This window comes from Plantactinospora sp. B5E13 (genome assembly GCF_039871775.1).
GTDB lineage: Bacteria > Actinomycetota > Actinomycetes > Mycobacteriales > Micromonosporaceae > Plantactinospora.
Genome location: NZ_JBDPLT010000014.1, coordinates 118714 through 136891 on the forward strand (window position 1 = coordinate 118714; position 18178 = coordinate 136891).

General features: G+C 73.2%; 17 protein-coding genes and 1 riboswitch. Of the genes, 9 read left to right on the forward strand and 8 right to left on the reverse strand.

Features of this window, described 5'->3' with window-relative positions; all coding sequences use genetic code 11:
- Window positions 1-122 precede the first annotated feature (122 nt).
- From ABGB05_RS15520 to ABGB05_RS15540, 5 genes are all read right to left on the reverse strand, one after another.
- Window positions 123-2069 (reverse strand): EAL domain-containing protein, encoded by a 1947-nt coding sequence (locus ABGB05_RS15520; RefSeq protein ID WP_347654049.1) that lies wholly within the window; start codon window positions 2067-2069, stop codon window positions 123-125.
- Window positions 2066-2659: an RNA polymerase sigma factor gene (locus ABGB05_RS15525; RefSeq protein WP_347654051.1), complete on the reverse strand. Its 594-nt coding sequence runs from the start codon at window positions 2657-2659 to the stop codon at window positions 2066-2068. Before ABGB05_RS15525 ends, ABGB05_RS15520 begins: the two co-directional genes overlap by 4 nt.
- A gap of 418 nt (window positions 2660-3077) precedes the next feature.
- Window positions 3078-3590, reverse strand: coding sequence for a DUF6328 family protein (locus ABGB05_RS15530; protein ID WP_347654053.1), 513 nt, complete (start codon window positions 3588-3590; stop codon window positions 3078-3080).
- Between the two features lie 315 nt (window positions 3591-3905).
- Entirely contained in the window at window positions 3906-4655 is a 750-nt protein-coding gene (locus ABGB05_RS15535; protein WP_347654054.1) for an SIS domain-containing protein, read from the reverse strand.
- Window positions 4656-4725: 70 nt separating this feature from the next.
- The gene (locus ABGB05_RS15540) at window positions 4726-5553 is read right to left on the reverse strand and encodes an alpha/beta hydrolase (protein ID WP_347654056.1); all 828 of its coding nucleotides are present in this window, start codon (window positions 5551-5553) and stop codon (window positions 4726-4728) included.
- A 64-nt stretch (window positions 5554-5617) separates the two neighbouring features.
- Window positions 5618-5726: riboswitch (TPP riboswitch) on the forward strand.
- A 76-nt stretch (window positions 5727-5802) separates the two neighbouring features.
- Here ABGB05_RS15540 and ABGB05_RS15545 point away from each other — a divergent pair.
- From ABGB05_RS15545 to ABGB05_RS15580, 8 genes are all read left to right on the forward strand, one after another.
- Window positions 5803-6393: an ECF transporter S component gene (locus ABGB05_RS15545; RefSeq protein ID WP_347654058.1), complete on the forward strand. Its 591-nt coding sequence runs from the start codon at window positions 5803-5805 to the stop codon at window positions 6391-6393.
- A gap of 78 nt (window positions 6394-6471) precedes the next feature.
- Complete coding sequence (locus ABGB05_RS15550; RefSeq protein WP_347654060.1) at window positions 6472-7926, forward strand: ABC transporter ATP-binding protein; 1455 nt, start codon at window positions 6472-6474, stop codon at window positions 7924-7926.
- Entirely contained in the window at window positions 7923-8723 is an 801-nt protein-coding gene (locus ABGB05_RS15555) for an energy-coupling factor transporter transmembrane component T (RefSeq protein ID WP_347654062.1), read from the forward strand. The genes ABGB05_RS15550 and ABGB05_RS15555 overlap by 4 nt, the downstream gene beginning before the upstream one ends.
- A gap of 144 nt (window positions 8724-8867) precedes the next feature.
- A complete protein-coding gene (locus tag ABGB05_RS15560; protein ID WP_347654063.1) occupies window positions 8868-10592 on the forward strand; it encodes a PHP domain-containing protein in 1725 nt (574 codons plus the stop codon).
- A gap of 8 nt (window positions 10593-10600) precedes the next feature.
- Window positions 10601-11107 carry a hypothetical protein gene (locus ABGB05_RS15565; protein WP_347654064.1) on the forward strand — a complete coding sequence of 169 codons (507 nt, stop codon included), beginning with the start codon at window positions 10601-10603 and terminating at the stop codon, window positions 11105-11107.
- 134 nt (window positions 11108-11241) lie between these two features.
- On the forward strand, window positions 11242-11799 hold the full coding sequence (locus ABGB05_RS15570; protein ID WP_347654066.1) for a PadR family transcriptional regulator: 558 nt from the start codon (window positions 11242-11244) through the stop codon (window positions 11797-11799).
- Window positions 11792-12529, forward strand: a complete 738-nt coding sequence (locus ABGB05_RS15575; RefSeq protein ID WP_347654068.1) for an ABC transporter ATP-binding protein — start codon at window positions 11792-11794, stop codon at window positions 12527-12529. The genes ABGB05_RS15570 and ABGB05_RS15575 overlap by 8 nt, the downstream gene beginning before the upstream one ends.
- A gap of 3 nt (window positions 12530-12532) precedes the next feature.
- Window positions 12533-14941, forward strand: coding sequence for an ABC transporter permease (locus ABGB05_RS15580; RefSeq protein ID WP_347654070.1), 2409 nt, complete (start codon window positions 12533-12535; stop codon window positions 14939-14941).
- A gap of 10 nt (window positions 14942-14951) precedes the next feature.
- On the opposite strand, the gene ABGB05_RS15585 is transcribed toward ABGB05_RS15580, so the two are convergent.
- The 3 genes from ABGB05_RS15585 to recO all read right to left on the reverse strand — a co-directional run bounded on the left by ABGB05_RS15585 (window position 14952) and on the right by recO (window position 17187).
- Window positions 14952-15251, reverse strand: a complete 300-nt coding sequence (locus ABGB05_RS15585; RefSeq protein ID WP_347654072.1) for a hypothetical protein — start codon at window positions 15249-15251, stop codon at window positions 14952-14954.
- Window positions 15252-15565: 314 nt separating this feature from the next.
- Window positions 15566-16390, reverse strand: coding sequence for an isoprenyl transferase (locus ABGB05_RS15590; RefSeq protein WP_347654074.1), 825 nt, complete (start codon window positions 16388-16390; stop codon window positions 15566-15568).
- Window positions 16387-17187: a DNA repair protein RecO gene (gene recO, locus ABGB05_RS15595; RefSeq protein ID WP_347654075.1), complete on the reverse strand. Its 801-nt coding sequence runs from the start codon at window positions 17185-17187 to the stop codon at window positions 16387-16389. Before recO ends, ABGB05_RS15590 begins: the two co-directional genes overlap by 4 nt.
- 168 nt (window positions 17188-17355) lie before the next feature.
- Here recO and ABGB05_RS15600 point away from each other — a divergent pair, with 168 nt between their 5' ends.
- The gene (locus ABGB05_RS15600; RefSeq protein ID WP_347654077.1) at window positions 17356-18153 is read left to right on the forward strand and encodes a DUF4097 family beta strand repeat-containing protein; all 798 of its coding nucleotides are present in this window, start codon (window positions 17356-17358) and stop codon (window positions 18151-18153) included.
- Window positions 18154-18178: the final 25 nt, after the last annotated feature.

Sequence of the window (18178 nt, forward strand, 5' to 3'; positions counted from 1 at the left end):
CGGCGACGCCGTGTCCGGGCCGGTACCCACTCCCCGCCGTGCCTGGTGGTCCGTCACACCCCTGGTACGACGATGGGGGCCCGCCACGTTGCATGACGTCGACCACTCGTCGGGATCGAGGTTCACCACGGCACAGCCGACGGTCGTACCGCCGGATCGGGCCGGACCGGGCCGCCGCCCGCGGACGACGTCCGGTGCGGGCCGGTGACCGGCTTGGGCCGGCCGACCAGGTACCCCTGGGCGAAATCGACCCCGTAGTCCCGGAGCAGGTCCCGGATGGCCGGCTCCCGGACCTGCTGGGCCGCCGTCCGGATGCCCAACTCCCGACAGGTCTCGACGACCGACCGTACGGCCCGCCGGTGCGGCCGGGAGAGGTGGAGCCCGGAGGTCAGTTCGCCGTCGAGCCGGACCAGGTCCACCGGAAGGTACGTGAGCGCGTCGACGTCGGCACGTCCCGGATCGAAGTCGTCGAGAGCGAGTTGACAGCCGAGTTGCCGCAGGCCGTGCGCGAAGTCCACCGCGCTGGTCAGGTCTCCGGTCAGCGCCGCCTCGCTGATCACGAAGGTGAACTGGGCGGGGTCGACGTCGTGCCGTCGCAGCTGCTGTTGCAGATGCTCCAGCAGTTCCGGGTCGCCCGGCGACTGGTCGGAGAGACTCACCTGGTAGTGCGAGGTACGGGCGCCCCGGGCGACCAGCTCGACGGCATGGTCGACAACCCAGCGGTCCAGTGGTGGGATCGCCTCGTCAACCGGTCGCGCGGTCCCGGCCGGCCCCGCCTTCCGGTGGCGCGCGGCACCCTCGTCGACGAGCCGGAGCAGGATCTCCTGCCGGGTGATCTGGTTCAGCCGCAGGTCGAGGATCGGCCGGGTGTGCAGGGTGAACCGGTGTACAGGTGGTGGCACCGGCGCGGCGCCCGCCGTCCGCTCCGTCCCGCCGGCCGCCTCTCCGGGTGCGACGCAGTCGACCCCGGCCACCCGGGCCAACCGCCAGGCGGCCTCGGCGTCGAGCAGCACGTCCAGGGCCCGACTCCCGTGCCGGCCCGGATAGCGGATCAGACCGGCCCAGGCGTGCAGACGCAGCCGGTTGCGGCCGAGCAGGAAGGACTGGTGGCGAATCCCCGCGACCACCGCCTCGGCGACCGCCCTGGCCGCCCCGAGCGTGGTCCGGTGCATCAACACCCCGAACTCGCCGGGCGCGGTACGGCCGCAGAGGTCACCGCGACGGATCGCCCGCCGCACCACCGCGCCGACGGCGGCGTCCAGCCGGTCGTGGTCGTCACCACCGGCGAGGTCGGGGTGCACCGGGTGGACCCCACTGGTGTCGGGATAACCCGATCGGGCTCCGGCCCGGACCGGGCCGACCGGGGCGACGGCCACCACCAGCAGTACGCCCGGGCCGGCCCGCCGGGCGGCGTCGATCTCCTCGACGAACCGTGGCCGGCTGAGCGGTTCGTCGCCCGGGTCCCGAGCGGTCAGTTCGGTCCGTACGGTCTCCCGACGTCGGGCCAGCCGGACACGCTCCTGCCGGGCCAGCTCCGCCTCGGTGACGTCCTGCCCGATGGCGACGATCCCGGACGGGCGGTTCCGCTGGTCGACGACGATCTCGACCAGCACGGAGACGTACCGGATGACCTTGTCCGGCCGGACCACCCGGAAGGTCGTCTCGCGGGCCGTCTCGGTCCGCCAGGCGCTCTCGACGGTCCGGCGGGCGTCCGCGAGGTCGTCCGGATGGATCAGCCGGGCGAGCAGGCCCACCGACGGTCGAACCGTGCCCGGCGCATAGCCGAAGACCAGCGACATCTCGTCCGACCAGCGCAGTTCGCCGTCGGACCGGTTCCACCACAGGCTGCCCAGCTTGGCCAACTGGGCGGCCCGGCTGATCCGGGCCGCCTCGTCGACATCGTCGGCCAGCGGATCGCGTACGTCGACATCGCTGATCGGGTCGATCCCGACAGACTCGGCACGTTGGTACTCCTGCTGGACCCGCCGGGTCGCCCGGCGGGCCCGGGCCCGTTCCAGTTCGCTGAGGCCACGATCGCCGGCCAGGGCGAGAACCTCGTCGAGGTTCACGACCGCCCGTCGCCCTCGGCGTGCCCCGTCCGCTCGGCGACCTCCCGGAGCCGGCGCCGGGCCTGCCGCCGGTAACCGCGGGCGGTGCGGTACGCGACACCGAGCACCCGGGCGATCTCGTGGTCGGACCAGCCGTCGAGAGCCAGTGCGAGAACCTCCGCCTGGCGCGGCGGCAACTGTCGCAGCCACCCCCGGAGCACTTCCCGCGCCACGGCGGCCGAGCCGTCGGGTGGCTCGTCCGACGCTCCGGCCGGCGGCGTACCCGGCCCACCGGGCTCCACCGTCTCCCCCGGTTCCGCCGCGCCGCGCCGCCGGACGATCAGCAGCCGGTGCCGGGCGGTCTGCACCACCCAGGCCAGCGGCTTGCGGTAGCCACGGATCTCGTGCCACTCGGCCCGGGCGGCGACAAACGCCTCCAGTACGGCGTCCTCGACCACGCCCGGATCCGGACACTGGTGGAGCAGGAAACGCTCGACCAGTACGAAGTTCTGTTGGCAGAACTCCTCGAAGCTGGCGTCCAGGTCGACCTCGCCCCGGTCCCCCAACCGGGTGTCGACCCGTACCGCCGCCTTGCCGCCGTCCCCCCTCACGCCGTCCCGCCCCCATCTGGTCCGAGCCCCGCTCCCCCGATCGGGCCCGCTACAGCTGCCGCCGGTTCCCCGGTCGACAACCCCCCCTGCAGGTGATCCATTCTCGCCTCTCGCCTCCATAGGTGTGGTTCCGCGTATAACTCTCCGTCAATGACGGGGATGTCGGCGGCGACGCGCGGAGGTCAGGATGACGATGATCAAATAGACGACGTCCACCTGCGACACCTCGGATGATCGGTCAATGGAGAAAACCAGATCATACGAGCATAGGTACTGTCCAGTATGGATCGCGGAGAGTAGTACTTTTCTGTTCCGGGATGTTACCGGCCCCGGCCCGCGTTGTCAGGCAGGCGAATCCGGCTCGTCACCTCCATCGACAGACCCCCACACCGGGGGGTCGGCGCGGCGGGCGGCCGGCTCAGGCCCCGACCACCTCGTCGCGGCCGGGAAACTCGTCGTCGCCGTCCTCGTCGTCGGGCTCACCCCAGTTGCGTCGCAGCCACGGCAACGCGACCCAGAAGGTCAGGAACCAGGCCCCGGTCAACCCGCTGAGCACAAAGGCCACCCCTCGGGGCAGGACGAAGTCCGTGATCAGCAGGACCGAGCTGACCATCGCGATCAGCATGAAGGCCAGACCGGCGGTCGCCACGGCGTGCGCGAACCGGACCAGTTCCGGCTTGCGCCCCTGCCGGAAGAGCGCCCGGTGGAAGGCGACCGGCGAGATGATCAGCGCGGTCGCGGCGGCCGCGGCGATCAACGCGACGATGTAGGTGTCCTTCTGGAACTGGGTGGCCCGGGGAAAACCGTTGCTGAACGGCAGGGTGAGCAGGAAGGCGAAGAGGATCTGGACACCGGTCTGGGCCACCCGCAGTTCCTGGAGCAGGTCGGTGAAGTTGCGCTGCCAGCGCTGCTTCTCGGTTTCGACGCTCACCCGGCCACCTCCGCTGCCACCGCCGCGTTCGTCCGGCGGAATCAAGTGCGGAGCAGTGTGCCCGGCATCGACGTACCCGAAACGCGAGGCCGGTTCGCGCGGTTTGGGCTCCTTCGGACGGTTCGGGCTGTGGTAGCCGGTTCGGCTCCTGCGGGCGGTTCGGTCCGCGGTTGCCGGTTCGCCGACGGTGGTTGTCGGCTCAGGAACCGAGATCCGGCCGGAACAGGGCCAGCGCGGCCCAGTCCAGCGGCCGCACACACGCATGTCGTGTCGGGCCTCGGGCGCCGGGTCCGTGACGTCGGACCCGGCGCCCGCTCACGCCCCGCGCCGGATCCGGCCCGCGTACCGGGCCTCCAGCACCTTGTTGTGCTCGTCCCCGGCGGGAATGTTGGCCGACAGGTAGACCGGCGGCGTCTCCCCCGCCTCGACCAGCCGGGCCACCACCTCGACCGTGATCTGCTGGGCGAGCAGCGCGGCGGTGATCGACGAGACCGCGCCGACCGCGCCGCCGCCGGGCAGCGGTAGCGTCGCGTCGCCGTACGGGGCACCGTTGTCCAGCACCACGTCGGCGAGGTCACCGAGTCGGCGACCGGACGGATGCCGGGACGGCACCCCGGCCGAGTGCTCCGCCGAGGTGATCGCGATCAGCGGGTGCCCACGCTCCTTCACCAGGGCGGCGAACTCGACGATGGTGCCGTTCACCCCCGAGTTGGAGGCGATCACGAAGATGTCCGCCGGCTGGACCGGAGCCAGTTCCAGCAGCCGGCGGGCCACCGTGGGGTCGCGCTCCAGGGTCGGGCCGAGGACGTCGGCCGGCGCACCGCCGTACAGCACCAGGTCACGCAGGGCGATCCGGTTCGTCGGGACCAGTCCACCGGCCCGGCCGGCGATCTCCATCGAGAGCGCCTCCGAGTGGCCGGTGCCGAACGCGTGCACCACCCCGCCGGCCCGCAGCGCCGCGCTGACCAGGTCGGCGGCCCGGCGTACGTTGTCCCGCTGCTCAGTCGCGACCCGGGTCATCAGCCCGGTCACGACCTCCAGGTAAGCCTCGGCGCTCAGTGTCACCGGTCCCGTCCCTTCGCCCCCACCGTTGATCATCCGTCGGTGTCGACGATGCCACGCCCGGCCCGGAAACTCACCTCGTGTCGGTGATCCGGGCCAGTACGGCGTCGGCGAGCGCCTGCGCCGCCGTCTCCGGAACCCAGTGCCCGACCCCGGTCAGTGGCACGAAGCGGTAGTCGCCGGTGACGAACCCGGCGCAGTTCCGGGCCGCGACCGGGCCGACCGCCATGTCGGTGTCGCCCCAGACGAAGGTGGTCGGCACCGCCACCGGCCCGGTGCCGACCAGTGCCTCCGTCGACATCGCCCGGTACCAGTTCAACGCGGCGGTCAGCGCGCCCGGTTCGCGCATCGGGGCGACGTACCGCTCGATCCGGTCGGAGGGCAGCCCGCCGAGCATCCGGCGCAGTGCCGCCGCGTCGTCCGCGAGCAGCACCCGCTCCGCCTCGCCGGCCTGCCGGAACAACTGCATGTACGTCGAGCGGGCCTGCTGGTCCGGGTCCTGCGCGATCGCGGCCCCGAACGGGGCCGGATGCGGTACGGAGACCGCGGTCAGGGTACGGACCCGGTCCGGATGGTCGGCGGCGAGCCGCCAGGCGACCGCCGCACCCCAGTCGTGCCCGACCACGTGCGCCGACGGTACGTCGAGCGCGTCGAGCACCGCCACCGCGTCGGCGACCAGTTCGGGCAGCTGGTACGCCGACACCTCGGTCGGCCGGGCCTGCGGCGAGTAGCCCCGCTGGTCCAGGACGAGGGTGCGCAGCCCGGCCGCGTGCAGCGTCGGCAGCAGGTCGTCCCATTCGCCACCGTGCTGCGGGAAGCCGTGCAGCAGCAGGACGGCCCCGCCGTCCGCCGGCCCGCCGGTGTGCAGGTCGAAGGTGAGGTCCCGGACGGTGATCCGCATGACCCGAGCCTAGTCGTGGCTATCGGCGCAGACGGATCCGGTGCTAGCGTTCGCGAAACAACCGCACATCCGACAGGGGAGCGCGCAGCGCTGAGAGTGTGGGCCGACCCGCCCGCAGACCCTCGAACCTGATCTGGGTAATGCCAGCGCAGGGAGTTCGGTCACGTCTCCAGCCGCGTCACGGTCCGGGACCCGGGCCGTGACGCGCGTTCCGCCCCTGGATCGCCGAGCGACTGGGAGGCAGTACACATGAAAGAGTCCGGCAGCACACGGTGGCGCACCGTCGACATCGTCGTCGCCTCGGTCATCGCCGTCGCCTTCGGCGTCATCTTCTGGGCCTGGAACCTGGTCTGGGGCGCCACCGAGGGGGCCTTCACCTTCTTCCCGCCGGCCCAGGCGGTCATCTACGGCGTCTGGCTGCTGCCCGGGGTGCTCGGCGGCCTGGTGATCCGCAGGCCTGGAGCGGCCCTGTACTGCGAGTTCCTCGCCGCGTTCGTCTCGGTGCTGCTCGGCAGCCAGTGGGGCACGATGGCCATCCTGCAGGGTCTCTTCCAGGGTCTCGGCGCCGAACTGGCCTTCCTGGTCTTCGGCTACGGCTTCTTCCAGCTGCCGGTCGCGGTGCTCTCCGGCGCCCTGGCCGGGCTCGCCGCCGCGATCTTCGACCAGATCCGCTACTACGCCGGGTACGACTTCGCCTCGGTCCGGCTGCCGTTCTTCGTGATCACCGTGGTCAGCTCGTTGATCATCGCGGGTGCCGGCGGCTGGGCACTGACCCGGGCGCTGGCCCGGACCGGCGTACTGGACCGCTTCCCGGCCGGCCGGGACCGGGCCGCGGTCTGAGCCCGGTCGACCGGACGGCGGAACGGACGGTGTCCCGGTGAGCGCGGTCGACCCGACGACGCAACGGACGGTGCCCTGGTGAGCGCGGTCGAGCTGCGCGGCTTCGGCTGGCGGCACGCCGGGCGCCGGGCCTGGGCGGTCCGTGACGTCGACCTGCGGATCGAGCACGGCGAACGGGTCCTGCTGCTCGGCGCCTCCGGGGCCGGCAAGAGCACCCTGCTGGCGGCGCTCGCCGGGCTGCTCGCCGAGGACTCGGGTGAGCAGACCGGCAGCGTCGAGATCGACGGGCTGGACCCACGCAAGGCCCGGGAGCGGGTCGGCATCGTCTTCCAGGATCCGCAGACCCAGCTGGTGATGGCCCGGGCCGGGGACGACGTGGCGTTCGGCCTGGAGAACCGGGGCGTGCCGGCGGCGGAGATCTGGCCCCGGGTCACCGAGGCGCTGGACCGGGTCGGTTTCCCGTACCCGGTGGACCGGCCGACCGCCGCGCTCTCCGGCGGTGAGCAGCAACGGCTCGCCCTGGCCGGGGTGCTGGCGCTACGCCCGGGGCTGCTGCTGCTCGACGAGCCGACCGCCAACCTCGATCCGGCCGGCGCCGCCCTGGTCCGAGGCGCGATCGGCGCCGCGTTGGACGCCGACACCACACTGATCCTGGTCGAGCACCGGGTGGCGGAGGCGCTGCCGCTGGTCGACCGGGTGGTCGTCCTGGAGCCGGGTGGCGGGATCCGGGCCGACGGGTCCCCCGCCGAGGTCTTCGCCGCGCACGGCGCCGAGCTGGCCGCCGCCGGGGTCTGGGTGCCCGGCCCGCCGCCGGCACCACGCCGCTCCGGCGCCGCGGCCGGGGCGGTGCTGCTCGCCGCCGAACGGCTCGGCCTGCCGCCGCGGCTGGCCCCGACCGACCTGACCGTACGCACCGGCGAGGCGCTCGCCGTGCTCGGACCGAACGGAGCCGGCAAGTCGACCCTCGCGCTGCTCCTCGGCGGCCTGCTCGACCCCGGCACCGGCACGCTGCGGACCACCCCGGCCCTGGCCGACCGGTACGCGGGCCGCCCGCCGCACCGCTGGCGGGCACCGGTGCTGGCGCAACGGATCGGTTCGGTCTTCCAGAACCCGGAGCACCAGTTCGTCACCGGCACGGTACGGGCCGAACTGGCGCTCGGCCCGCTCCGGGCCGGTCGCCCCGACGCCGAGGTGACCTCCATCGTGGACGACCTGCTCGCCCGGCTCCGGCTGGACCGGTTGGCCGCCGCCAACCCGTACACCCTCTCGGGTGGGCAGGCGCGGCGGCTGAGCGTGGCGACGGCGCTGGCCACCGCGCCCCGGCTGCTGATCCTGGACGAGCCGACGTTCGGTCAGGACCGACGGACCTGGCTGGAGCTCGTCGACCTGCTCGCCGGGCTGCGGGACACCGGACACGGCATCGTCGCCGTCACCCACGACCCGGACTTCGTGGCCGCCCTGGCCGACCGGACCCTCACCCTCGACCCACCGCAACGTGATCTCCTCGACACCGCGGTACGGGGGCCGCGATGATCCCGTACCCGACGGTTCCGACCTCCGCCGCGCCGCTGGCCCGACGCAACCCGGTGGCGAAGCTCGCCGCCGCGCTGCTCTTCTCGGTGCCGCTGCTCGCCACCCTCGACCCGTTCGTCCCGGCCCTGGCCATCGGAGTGGAACTGCTGGTCGCGCCGCTGTTCGGCGTCCCGTACCGGCTGCTGGCCCGACGGGCCCGGCCACTGCTGCTCAGCGCGCTCGGCATTCTCGTCACGATGCTGTTCTTCGCCGCCGATCGCTCCGGTGACGTCCTCGTCTCCGCCGGTCCGCTGCTGGTGACCACCGGGGTGCTCAGCACCGGTCTGGGACTGGCGCTGCGGGTGATCGCGGTGGCGCTGCCCGCGGTCCTGGTCGTCGCCACCACCGACCCCACCGATCTCGCCGACGCCCTGGTGCAGAACGCCAAGGTGTCCCCCCGGTTCGCGATCGGCGCCCTGGCCGCGTTCCGGCTGGTGCCGTTGCTCGGCACGGAATGGCGGATGATCAGCATGGCCCGCCGGGCCCGCGGCGTGGACGCCGGGCGCAACCCGGCGACCCGGCTACGACTGTTCGGCTCGACGGCGTTCACCCTGCTGGTCGGGGCGATCCGCCGGGGCACCCGGCTGGCCACCGCGATGGACGCCCGCGGCTTCGACTCCGGTGTTCCGCGTACGTCGGCCCGCCGGCAGCACTTCACCGGGGCGGACACCGTCCTGGTCGTCGGGGCGCTGCTGCTCGCCGCCGGAATCCTGGCGGCCAGTGTGGCGCTCGGTACCCACCGCCCCCTGATCGGCTGAGCCCACCGCTCGGCGGCGACGGCCCAGGTCGAACCATCAGTACGGTCGCATGTTCGCATAAGTGCCCCGAGCAGGCCATCTGTTGTTTGCCGAGGTAGGCGAGATTGATCAGCTGATCAGATTCGCCAGTCGATGGAGCAACCGATGGGCCACGGCCACCCGCACCACCACCACGACCACAGCCACGACCACGACCACGACCACGCGGTCGGCGGCGACCTGCCCGCCGCCCTCGACCCGACCGTACCGGAGACCGAACTCTCCCCGGCCGATCGCTCCCGACGCAGTTTCCTGCGCAACGCCGGCCTGCTCGGCGCGGGCACCGCGGCCACCGTCCTGGCGACGCCGGAGCTCGCGCACGCCCACGGTAACGGCGGCGACACCGGACACGGCGGCGACAAGGAGCCGAAGGGCGGCTTCCACTGGCTCGCCGGCGACCACCACATCCACACCCAGTACAGCTCGGACGCCCAGTACCGGGTGATCGACCAGGCCCGGCACGCCCGCGGCCACGGTCTGGACTGGATGGTCGTCACCGACCACGGCAGCGTGGCGCACGCGAAGATCGGCGTGGAGAAGGTCAACCCGGACATTGTCGCGGCCCGGGAACAGCTCAAGGACCTGCTGATCTACCAGGGCCTGGAGTGGAACATCCCGGCCGCCGAGCACGCCACCGTCTTCGTCGCGCCGGGGCGCAACGAGGTCGCCGTGCTGAAGGAGTTCGAGAACGCGTACGACGGCAGTGTGAAGAACGCCGGTGGCTCGTCACCGGCCAACGAGGCGCTCGCCATCGCCGGCATCAAGTTCCTCGGCGAGCAGGTCCGTCGGCGCCGGGTCGACGGCGCGCTCTTCCTCGCCAACCACCCGGCCCGGCGCGGCATCGACTCCCCGCACGAGGTGCGAGCCTGGCGCGACGCCGACCCCACGGTGGCGATCGGCATGGAGGGTGCCCCGGGCCACCAGGCGGCCGGCCTGCCCCGGCCGACCGCCGGCCGCAACCGCGGCTACTACGACAACGGACCGTCGGCGGACTCGTTCGCCGGCTACCCGCTGGAGAGTTACCGCACCTGGGGCGGCTTCGACTGGATGACCGCGACCGTCGGTGGCCTGTGGGACAGCCTGCTCGCCGAGGGCAAGCCGTGGTGGATCAGCGCGAACTCGGACTCGCACGTCAACTATCTGGACACCTCGCAGCGTGGGCCGGGCAGCAACTTCGACCTCAACGGCCGGCACGACGACCCGGTGTACGGGCCGCTGCTCACCGACGCCGGCGACTACTGGCCCGGCCAGTACAGCCGTACCCACGTCGGCGCCGCCTCGTTCAGCTACCGGGCGGTCATGGACGGGCTTCGGGCCGGTCGGGTCTGGGTCGACCACGGCGGCCTGATCAGCGGTCTCGACGTACGTGCCCGGGTGGCCGGCGACCGGCGGCCCGACTCGGGCACCCCGCTCGGCGGCGTGCTGCGGGTCAAGCGCGGCACCCGGGTCGAGCTGACCATCGACATCGACCTGGCCAACACGCCGAACTGGTCGCAGTTCGTCCCGGTGCTGGGCCGGGTCGACGTGATCGCGGGCCAGGTCACCGGCCCGGTCGCCGACCGGGACACGTTCACCGCGCCGACCGCCCGGGTGGTCAAGTCGTACGAGGTGGGCAAGGGCACCGGACGGGTCTCGTTCACCTACGCCTTTGGCCGGGTCGACCAGCCGTTCTACGTCCGGCTCCGGGGCACCGACGGCAACCGGACCGCCCCCGGCCTGATGGGGGCACACGTCGACCCGTTCGGTCCGGCGCTGGACATCGCCGGGGACGCCGACCCGTGGAAGGACCTGTGGTTCTACGCCAACCCGATCTGGGTACTGCCGAGCTGACCCGACCGGTGATCGGACTCAGCTTCGGGCACCGGACCGTCCGGGAGGCCGAGCACTGGCTGCACGAGGTGGTGCGGCCGCTCGGCCTTCCCGGCCTGGTCGCCTGTACCCATCTCACGCAGCACCCCTTTCCACACGTCGCGATCAGCCTCTCCACCGACGGGGAACCGCCGGCCGGGCTCCTCGCAGGCGTACCGGTGGAACTGGTGGTGGCCGGCGAGCACGCCGCCGCCGAGCACTCGACCCGGCGGTCCGGCCGGGCGGTGCTCTTCCCCGGTGTGGCACGGCTGACCGGCGTACTGAGCGTCGACGAACTGCTCGCGGCGAGCGCCATCGAGCGGGTGACCGCACTCGGTGGTGTGCCGCCGGCCGGGGACACCCTGGTCGAGACCCGGGACTTCGTACGTCCACTGTGGGCGGAAGGCCGGCTGACACTGGTCACCACGCCGGTGGCCGGCGGCCGGATCGGACCGTTCGAGGTACCCGAGCCGACGCCCTGCTGCGCGGACCACTGAGCACGGCAGGCGGGCGTTGCACCGGGCAACCCTGTGACGGCCGGACGGACCACCACCGTCCGTCCGGCCACCGGATCTCCCGACCTGGCGTACCTGACGGTTAGGCTTCACCCGTCGGTATCGGAGGCCCGGTCATGAAACACGTCGTACTCGGACTGCTCGCCACCGGGCCCGCCCACGGGTACGAGCTGCGCCGACGGTACGACGACCTGTTCGCCGACGCCGGCGTCGAGGTCAACATCGGACAGATCTACGTCACCCTCGGCCGGCTGGAACGCGACGGCCTGGTCAGCCACACCACCGAGTCCGGCGGCGACCGGCGGGACCGCAAGGTCTACCGGCTCACCGAGGACGGCGCCGCCGAACTGCGCGACTGGGTCACCCGGCCCTCGGACACCCCGCTGGTGAAGCCGGACGTCCTGCTCCGACTCGTCACCGCCCGCCTCGCCGCCGTGCTGCTGCCCGACGTCGACCCCACGGCGGTGATCACCGACCACCGGCAGCGCTGCCTGCAGGCGCTGCGGGACCTCGACCGGCAGGCCGCCCGCACCAGCGGCACGAGCGTCGGCGGTCTGCTGGTGCAGGCGACCGCGCTGCACCTGCAGGCCGAACTCCGCTGGCTGGAAGCGTGTCAGCGACAGCTCGCCGAGATCGAGCTGACCACCTCGGGGAACGGAGGCCACGATGGCTGACCCGGTGCTGCGCGCGGCCGGGCTGACCCGGACCTATCGGCACGAGGCGCGGGACCGGACCGCCCTGCGGGACGCCTCGATCGAGGTCGGCCGGGGTGACTGGGTCGCGGTCACCGGGCCGAGCGGCAGCGGCAAGTCCACGTTGCTCCACCTGCTCGGCGGACTGGACCGCCCGGACCGGGGCGAGGTGTGGCTGGCCGGGCACCGGTTGGACAACCGTTCCGAGAGTGGCCGGGCCCTGCTGCGCCGCCGACACGTCGGCTTCGTGTTCCAGTTCCTCAGCCTCGTACCGACGATGACGGTCCTCGGGAACGTCGAACTGCCGCTGGTGCTGCAGGGTGTCGGACACCGCGACGCCCGACGCCGGGCGCGGGAGGTCCTCGACGAACTCGGGGTCGCCGACACCGCCGACACGGTACCCACCGCCCTCTCCGGCGGTGAACAGCAGCGGGTGGCGCTGGCCCGGGCCGTCGTACACCGGCCTGACCTGCTGCTCGCCGACGAACCGACCGGGGCGCTGGACTCCACGGCCGCCGGGGTTGTCCTCGATCTGCTGCGGCGCCGGCACGCCGACGGGCAGAGCATCGTGCTGGTCACCCACGACCACCGGGTGGCGGCCGCCGCCGACCGGGTGGTCACCATGCTCGACGGGCGGATCGCCGACGAACGGAAACTGGCCGAGCCGGCCGGCGAACCGACGTACGCCCACCTGCTCGACCTGGACGGCTGACCGGTGGCCGCCGTCCTCCGCCTCGTCCTGGCCGGCGTCCGGGGCGGCAACCGGGCCACCGCGCTGGCCGCCGTCGTCGTCGCGGCGCTGGCCACCGCCGGCATCGTCGCCGGGCTGTCGGTACGGGACCAGGGCGGTCCACGGGTGGACCGGCTCTACGTGGAGGCGGGCCGGCCCGACCTGGTCGTCTACGGCACCCCGGAGGCGCTGGAGACGGTCCGCCGGGACCGGGCCCTCGCCGACTCCTCCCCCGTCGTCCGGTACGTCGCCGCCACCGTCGCGCTGCACGCCGAGCCGGTCGACGCCCGGGTCGACGCCCTGTCCGGCCCCGCTGCCACCGGCGGCAACCCGCCCGGCCGCGCGCCGACCGTCGACGGCCCCGACCCCGGTACGGGCGCCGGCCCCGGCCGGCCACTGCTGCGCACCGGACGCTGGCCGGTCCCGGGCGCCACCGACGAGGTCGTCTTCGACCGGGCCGCCGCCACGGACGCCGGGATCCGGGTCGGCGACCGGGTGGAGGTGACCGTCGCCGGCCGGCCGTACCCGCTGACCGTGGTCGGTACCGCGATCGACCTGACCGACTGCTTCCACCCCGACTGCGACCCGATCCGGCTCTTCGTCGACGCCGCCACCCTGTCCCGACTCGCCCCTGCCCCGGGCGACACCGACACCGGCGCCCCGACGTCCCCCGACCCGACCGCCGGCACCCCGACGTCACCCGCCCCGGGCCGGTCCGGGGCGCTGCTCGTCGGCCGGCTCACCGATCCGGCGGACGCCGAGGCGGTGGCCGCCCGGCTGCTCGCCGACGGTCAGGTGACCGGGGTGCAGACCTGGGCGGACACCCGGGACGACATCCTGATCCGGGACCGGATCTTCGGCGCCTCGCTCGCCGGGTTCGGCCTCTTCGTCCTCGTCGCCGCCGCGTTCGTGGTCGCGGGTACGGCCACCGCCCGGCTGCTCGTCCGACGGCGGGAGATCGCACTGCTCGCCTCGGTCGGGTACACCGGACGACAGCTGGTCGCCGGACTGGTCGGTGAGATCGTGCTGCTCGGTACGACGGGGGCGCTCGCCGGCGGGATCGCCGGCAGTCTGCTCGCCCCCTACCTCCAGGTCGGCCTGACCAACCCGCTCGGTCGGCCCGCTCCCCGGATCGCACCGCTGACCCTGCTCGGTGCCGGCGTGCTCGTCGTCCTGATCCTCGGGGTGGCGACCGGGCTGCCGGCGCTGCGGGCCGCCCGGCAACCCGCCTCCGAGGTGCTCCGGGACCGGCCACCCCGGGCTGTCACCCCGGACCGGGTCGCCCGACTGCTCGACCGGCTCCGGCTCGGCACCACCGTCCGGTACGGCATCGGCGCGGTGCTGGTCCGCCCCGGCCGTACCGCCCTGACCGCCGGGGCGGTCGCGGTCGCGGTCGCCGCGCTCGTCGTCGGCGGCGGTTTCACCGCCACCATGGACCGGCTCGTCGCCGAACCCGCGTACACCGGCGACCCGTACGACGTGGTGGTCGCGCCGGCGTCCGGCACCGACCCGCAGCGGCTGGTGGCGGCCCTCTCCGGGATACCGGAGGTAGGGGGCTGGTACAGCCAGACCGACCGGCGGGCGCTTCTCGGCGACCGGACGTTCCTGTCCCGGGCGGTCGGCGGCGACCCCGACGACGCCGGGTTTGTCGTCCGGGAGGGTCGACCGTTGCGGGCGGCCGGTGAGGCGCTGGTCGGCTACGGCCTCCTGCACCGCCTCGACCTGCGGGTCGGCGACACGGTGCCGGTCCGGGTCGACGACATCCCGCTCACCCTCACCGTCGTCGGCTGGTACAGCGAGACCGAGGACACCGGGGAGGTGCTGCTGTACCGGGCCGAGCAGCTGCCCGGGGTGCCGCCCGACGCCTTCCTGGTCAGCGCCCAGCCGGAGGGTACGCCCGGGGCGCTCGCCGCCGTACTCCGGGACCGGCTCGGCACGGACGCCACCGTCCGGATCCGGGCGTCCGACCCCGACGAACTCGGCACCTTCACGGTGGCGGTACGGCTGATGGCCGGCCTGCTCCTCGCGGTCGGTCTGGCGCACCTCGGCACCGGACTGCTGAGCGGGGCCCGGGAACGGTCCCGGGCCCTCGGCGTACTACGGGCCGTCGGCTTCACCGTCCGGCAGACCGTCGGACAGGCCGCCGCCGGTGGCGCCGCGCTCGGGCTGCTCGCCGCGAGCGTCGGCCTGCCACTCGGCCTGGTGGCCCACCGGCTGCTCGCCGACCGGGCCACCATCGGGATGGGCGCCGGCCCGGGCCTGGCCGAGGCGCCTCCGCTGTTCCTCCTGCTCGGGACCGTTCCCGGCACCGTGCTGGCCGGGGCGGTCGCCGGGGCGCTGGCCACCCGGCGACTCGCCCGACGCGCCGCGTCCGAGCTGGTGCGCTGGGAGTGAGCCGGACCGCTCAGCTACGCCGGAAGGCGTAGCGGCGGGCCGACCCCGCCCCCTGGCCGCGTCCCATCCCGGAGAAGCCCGCACCACCTCGGGGAACCGGTCCGGTGGTCGGTGCGGCCGGCCGGCTCGCGGCCGGCAGCACCGGCCGGGCCGCCTCCGACGACTCGGCCACCGCCGCGTCACCGGCGCCGGCCGACGTCGGGCCCGCCGACTTCCCACCAGCCAGCTGATCGCCGGCCAGTTCCCTGCCGGTCGGTTTGGTGACGGTTGCGGACTTCCGCCCACTCCTGGTCTTTCGCTTGGCCGCCATACGGCGCCTCCTCGTTGGTCTCAGGACCGCCCTGCGGCGGTGGAACGACGGGACAGTGCCCCGGGAAGGTCCTGTGTCCTGAGGATGCCGTGACGGCGGAGAGTGCCGAACTGGCGGGAGGAAACGGACGCCCGGAGCGCACAGACCACGCGGCAAGCGGCAAGCGGCAAGCGACAGTGGCAAGCGGCAGCGCGGGTCCGGCTCTGCTGAAGGGGCGTCAGTTACGCATGGAGCCACAGTAACCGGCCGGGCCGGCCGGCGCAGCCCGTTTTCGCCACGCACCGCCGACTGAGTCTCCGGGCCGGCCCGGAGACTCAGACCCGGGACGTCTCCGGGGCGACCGGGTTCGGCAGCGCCCCGCCGAATCGCCGGTCCCGCTGGGCGTACAACTCGCAGGCGTACCAGAGGTGCCGGCGGTCGAAGTCGGGCCAGAGCGTGTCGAGGAAGATCAGCTCGGCGTACGCGCTCTGCCAGAGCATGAAGTTGGAGGTGCGCTGCTCGCCCGAGGGCCGCAGGAACAGGTCGACCTCCGGAACCTCGGGGTGGTAGAGGTACCGGGCGATCATCTTCTCGTTCACCTTGCCCGGATCGACCCGGCCGGCGGCGACGTCCCGGGCGATCGCGGCGGCGGCGTCGGCGATCTCGGCCTGACCGCCGTAGTTGACGCAGAACTGCAGGGTCAGCGTCGAGTTGTCCCGGGACATCTCCTCGGCGGTCTGCAGCTCCGAGATCACGCTCTTCCAGAGCCGGCCGGCCCGGCCGGACCAGACCACCCGGACGCCGAGGTCGACCAACTGGTCCCGGCGCCGTCGGATCACGTCCCGGTTGAAGCCCATCAGGAAGCGGACCTCGTCCGGCGAGCGCCGCCAGTTCTCGGTGGAGAACGCGTACGCCGTCAGGTAGGGGATGCCCAGTTCGATCGCGCCCTCGATGGTGTCGAAGAGCGAGTACTCGCCCTGCTCGTGCCCCTTGGTCCGGGGCAGGCCCCGCTCCTTCGCCCACCGGCCGTTGCCGTCCATCACGATCGCCACGTGTCGGGGCAGCGCCTCGGCGGGCAGCGCGGGCGGCCGGGCACCGGACGGATGGGGAGTCGGTGGACTCGGCTGTCGACGGTTTCCCCGGCTCAACGCTCGACTCACTGTGTTTCCCTCGCTCCGTCCCGCACGCCGTTCGATCCTCTGTCGACCAGCGGCAAAGAGCGTAACCCCCGCTCCAGATGCCACTGCAGGTGTGCCGCCACCAGACCGCTGCACTCCCGGCGGTGTGCCGGCTCGGCACGGTCGGCGATCCGCCAGTCCCCGGAGGTGAGCGCGGCCATCAGCTCGATGGTGGCGGGCGCCGGATGGGCGGCGCCGGGCGGTCGGCAGTCCGGGCAGACACAACCCCCGGCCGGTACGGAGAACGCGCCGTGCCGCCCCGGCGTGCCGCAGACGGCGCAGGCGACCAGAGCCGGTGCCCAGCCGGCCAGCGCCATGCCCCGCAGCAGGTACGCGTCGAGCACCAGGGTGCTGGCGTGCTCCCCGTCGGCGAGCGCCCGCAACCCGCCCAGGGTCAGTTGGAACAGCCGCAGCGACGGCTCCCGTTCCACCGGGGTGAGCCGTTCCGCGGTCTCCACGATCGCGCTGGCCGCCGTGTACCGGGGGTAGTCGTCGACAAACCGCTTGCCGTACAGCTGGATTCCCTCGACCTGGCTGATGCTGTGCAGCGAACTGCCCTGCTCCCCCTTCGGGTCACCGGCGAGCTGCAGGTCGACGTGCCCGAACGGCTCCAGCCGGGCCCCGAACCGCGACGTGGTCCGCCGTACGCCCCGGGCGACCGCCCGGAGCCGGCCGTGCCGGCGGGTCAACAGGGTGATGATCCGGTCCGACTCGCCGAGTTTCTGGGCGCGCAGCACCACCGCGTCGTCGCGGTAGAGCTGGCGGCGGTACCCGGGCATCCGCCCATTGTCCCCTGCCCGCCGGAGACGATCACGGGCCGGTCCGGGCTGAGTGTCGCCGGTTCGGGCTCAGGGTCCGGCTCAGGGTTGTGCTCAGGGTGCTGTCCTGACCTGGATCATGGGGTTACCCGGATGTCCAGCCCGCCCCTACCGCCGTAATCTGCGGACATGTCAGTCCACCGCACCACCCTCGCCGCAACCGCCGGAGTCGTCGCGATCGCCACGCTCGGCGGATGCTTCCCGAGCAACCCGCTCACCGAGCACCGCGTCGAGTTCCGCGACACCGAGCAGACCACGATCACCGAGATCCGGCTCTCCCCCGGGGCCGGGGACCTGACCGTACGGACCGCGCCCGACCAGAAGGACGTCGGCATCAACCGGATGGTGCGCTACCACTCCGGCGGCTCGGACAAGGCGACGTACCGGATCGAGGACGGCGTCCTGTACGTCGACACCGACTGCGGCCAGCGGTGCAGCGTGTCGTACGACATCCTCGCCCCGCAGGGCGTGACGGTGCGCGGCGAGAACGGCTCCGGAAACGTCACCCTGACCGAGGTGGCGGCGGTGGACATGACAGTCGGTTCCGGCGAGGTCACGGTCTCCGGCGCGACCGGCACGGTCCGGGTCGAGACCGGATCCGGCAACATCGACCTCAGTTCGGTGTCCGGGGAGGTCACCGCCCACGCCGGCTCCGGCGACGTCGAGGGGCGGGAGCTGGGCGGCGGGCGGCAGGTGCGGGTGGAGACCGGCTCCGGAAGCATCGACCTGTCCCTGGCCAGCCCCGGATCCGTCCAGGCCCGGGCGTCCAGCGGTGAGGTCGAGTTGTCCGTGCCCGCCGGCAGCTACCAGGTACGGACCAGTACCAGTTCGGGCACGGTGCACAGCGACGTACCGAACGACCCGGCCGCGACGGCGGTGCTCGACGCCAGCACCGGCAGCGGCGGCATCACCATCCGACAGCGCTGAACGGCCCTCGGGAACGGTCCTGGCC

Coding starts and splice junctions, on each gene's coding strand:
- ABGB05_RS15555 (WP_347654062.1), top strand. CDS start 7,923: ATGATCCCGTACCCGACGGTTCCGACCTCCGCCGCGCCGCTGGCCCGA.
- ABGB05_RS15560 (WP_347654063.1), top strand. CDS start 8,868: ATGGGCCACGGCCACCCGCACCACCACCACGACCACAGCCACGACCAC.
- ABGB05_RS15585 (WP_347654072.1), bottom strand. CDS start 15,251: ATGGCGGCCAAGCGAAAGACCAGGAGTGGGCGGAAGTCCGCAACCGTC.
- ABGB05_RS15540 (WP_347654056.1), bottom strand. CDS start 5,553: ATGCGGATCACCGTCCGGGACCTCACCTTCGACCTGCACACCGGCGGG.
- ABGB05_RS15545 (WP_347654058.1), top strand. CDS start 5,803: ATGAAAGAGTCCGGCAGCACACGGTGGCGCACCGTCGACATCGTCGTC.
- ABGB05_RS15600 (WP_347654077.1), top strand. CDS start 17,356: ATGTCAGTCCACCGCACCACCCTCGCCGCAACCGCCGGAGTCGTCGCG.
- ABGB05_RS15570 (WP_347654066.1), top strand. CDS start 11,242: ATGAAACACGTCGTACTCGGACTGCTCGCCACCGGGCCCGCCCACGGG.
- ABGB05_RS15575 (WP_347654068.1), top strand. CDS start 11,792: ATGGCTGACCCGGTGCTGCGCGCGGCCGGGCTGACCCGGACCTATCGG.
- recO (WP_347654075.1), bottom strand. CDS start 17,187: ATGCCCGGGTACCGCCGCCAGCTCTACCGCGACGACGCGGTGGTGCTG.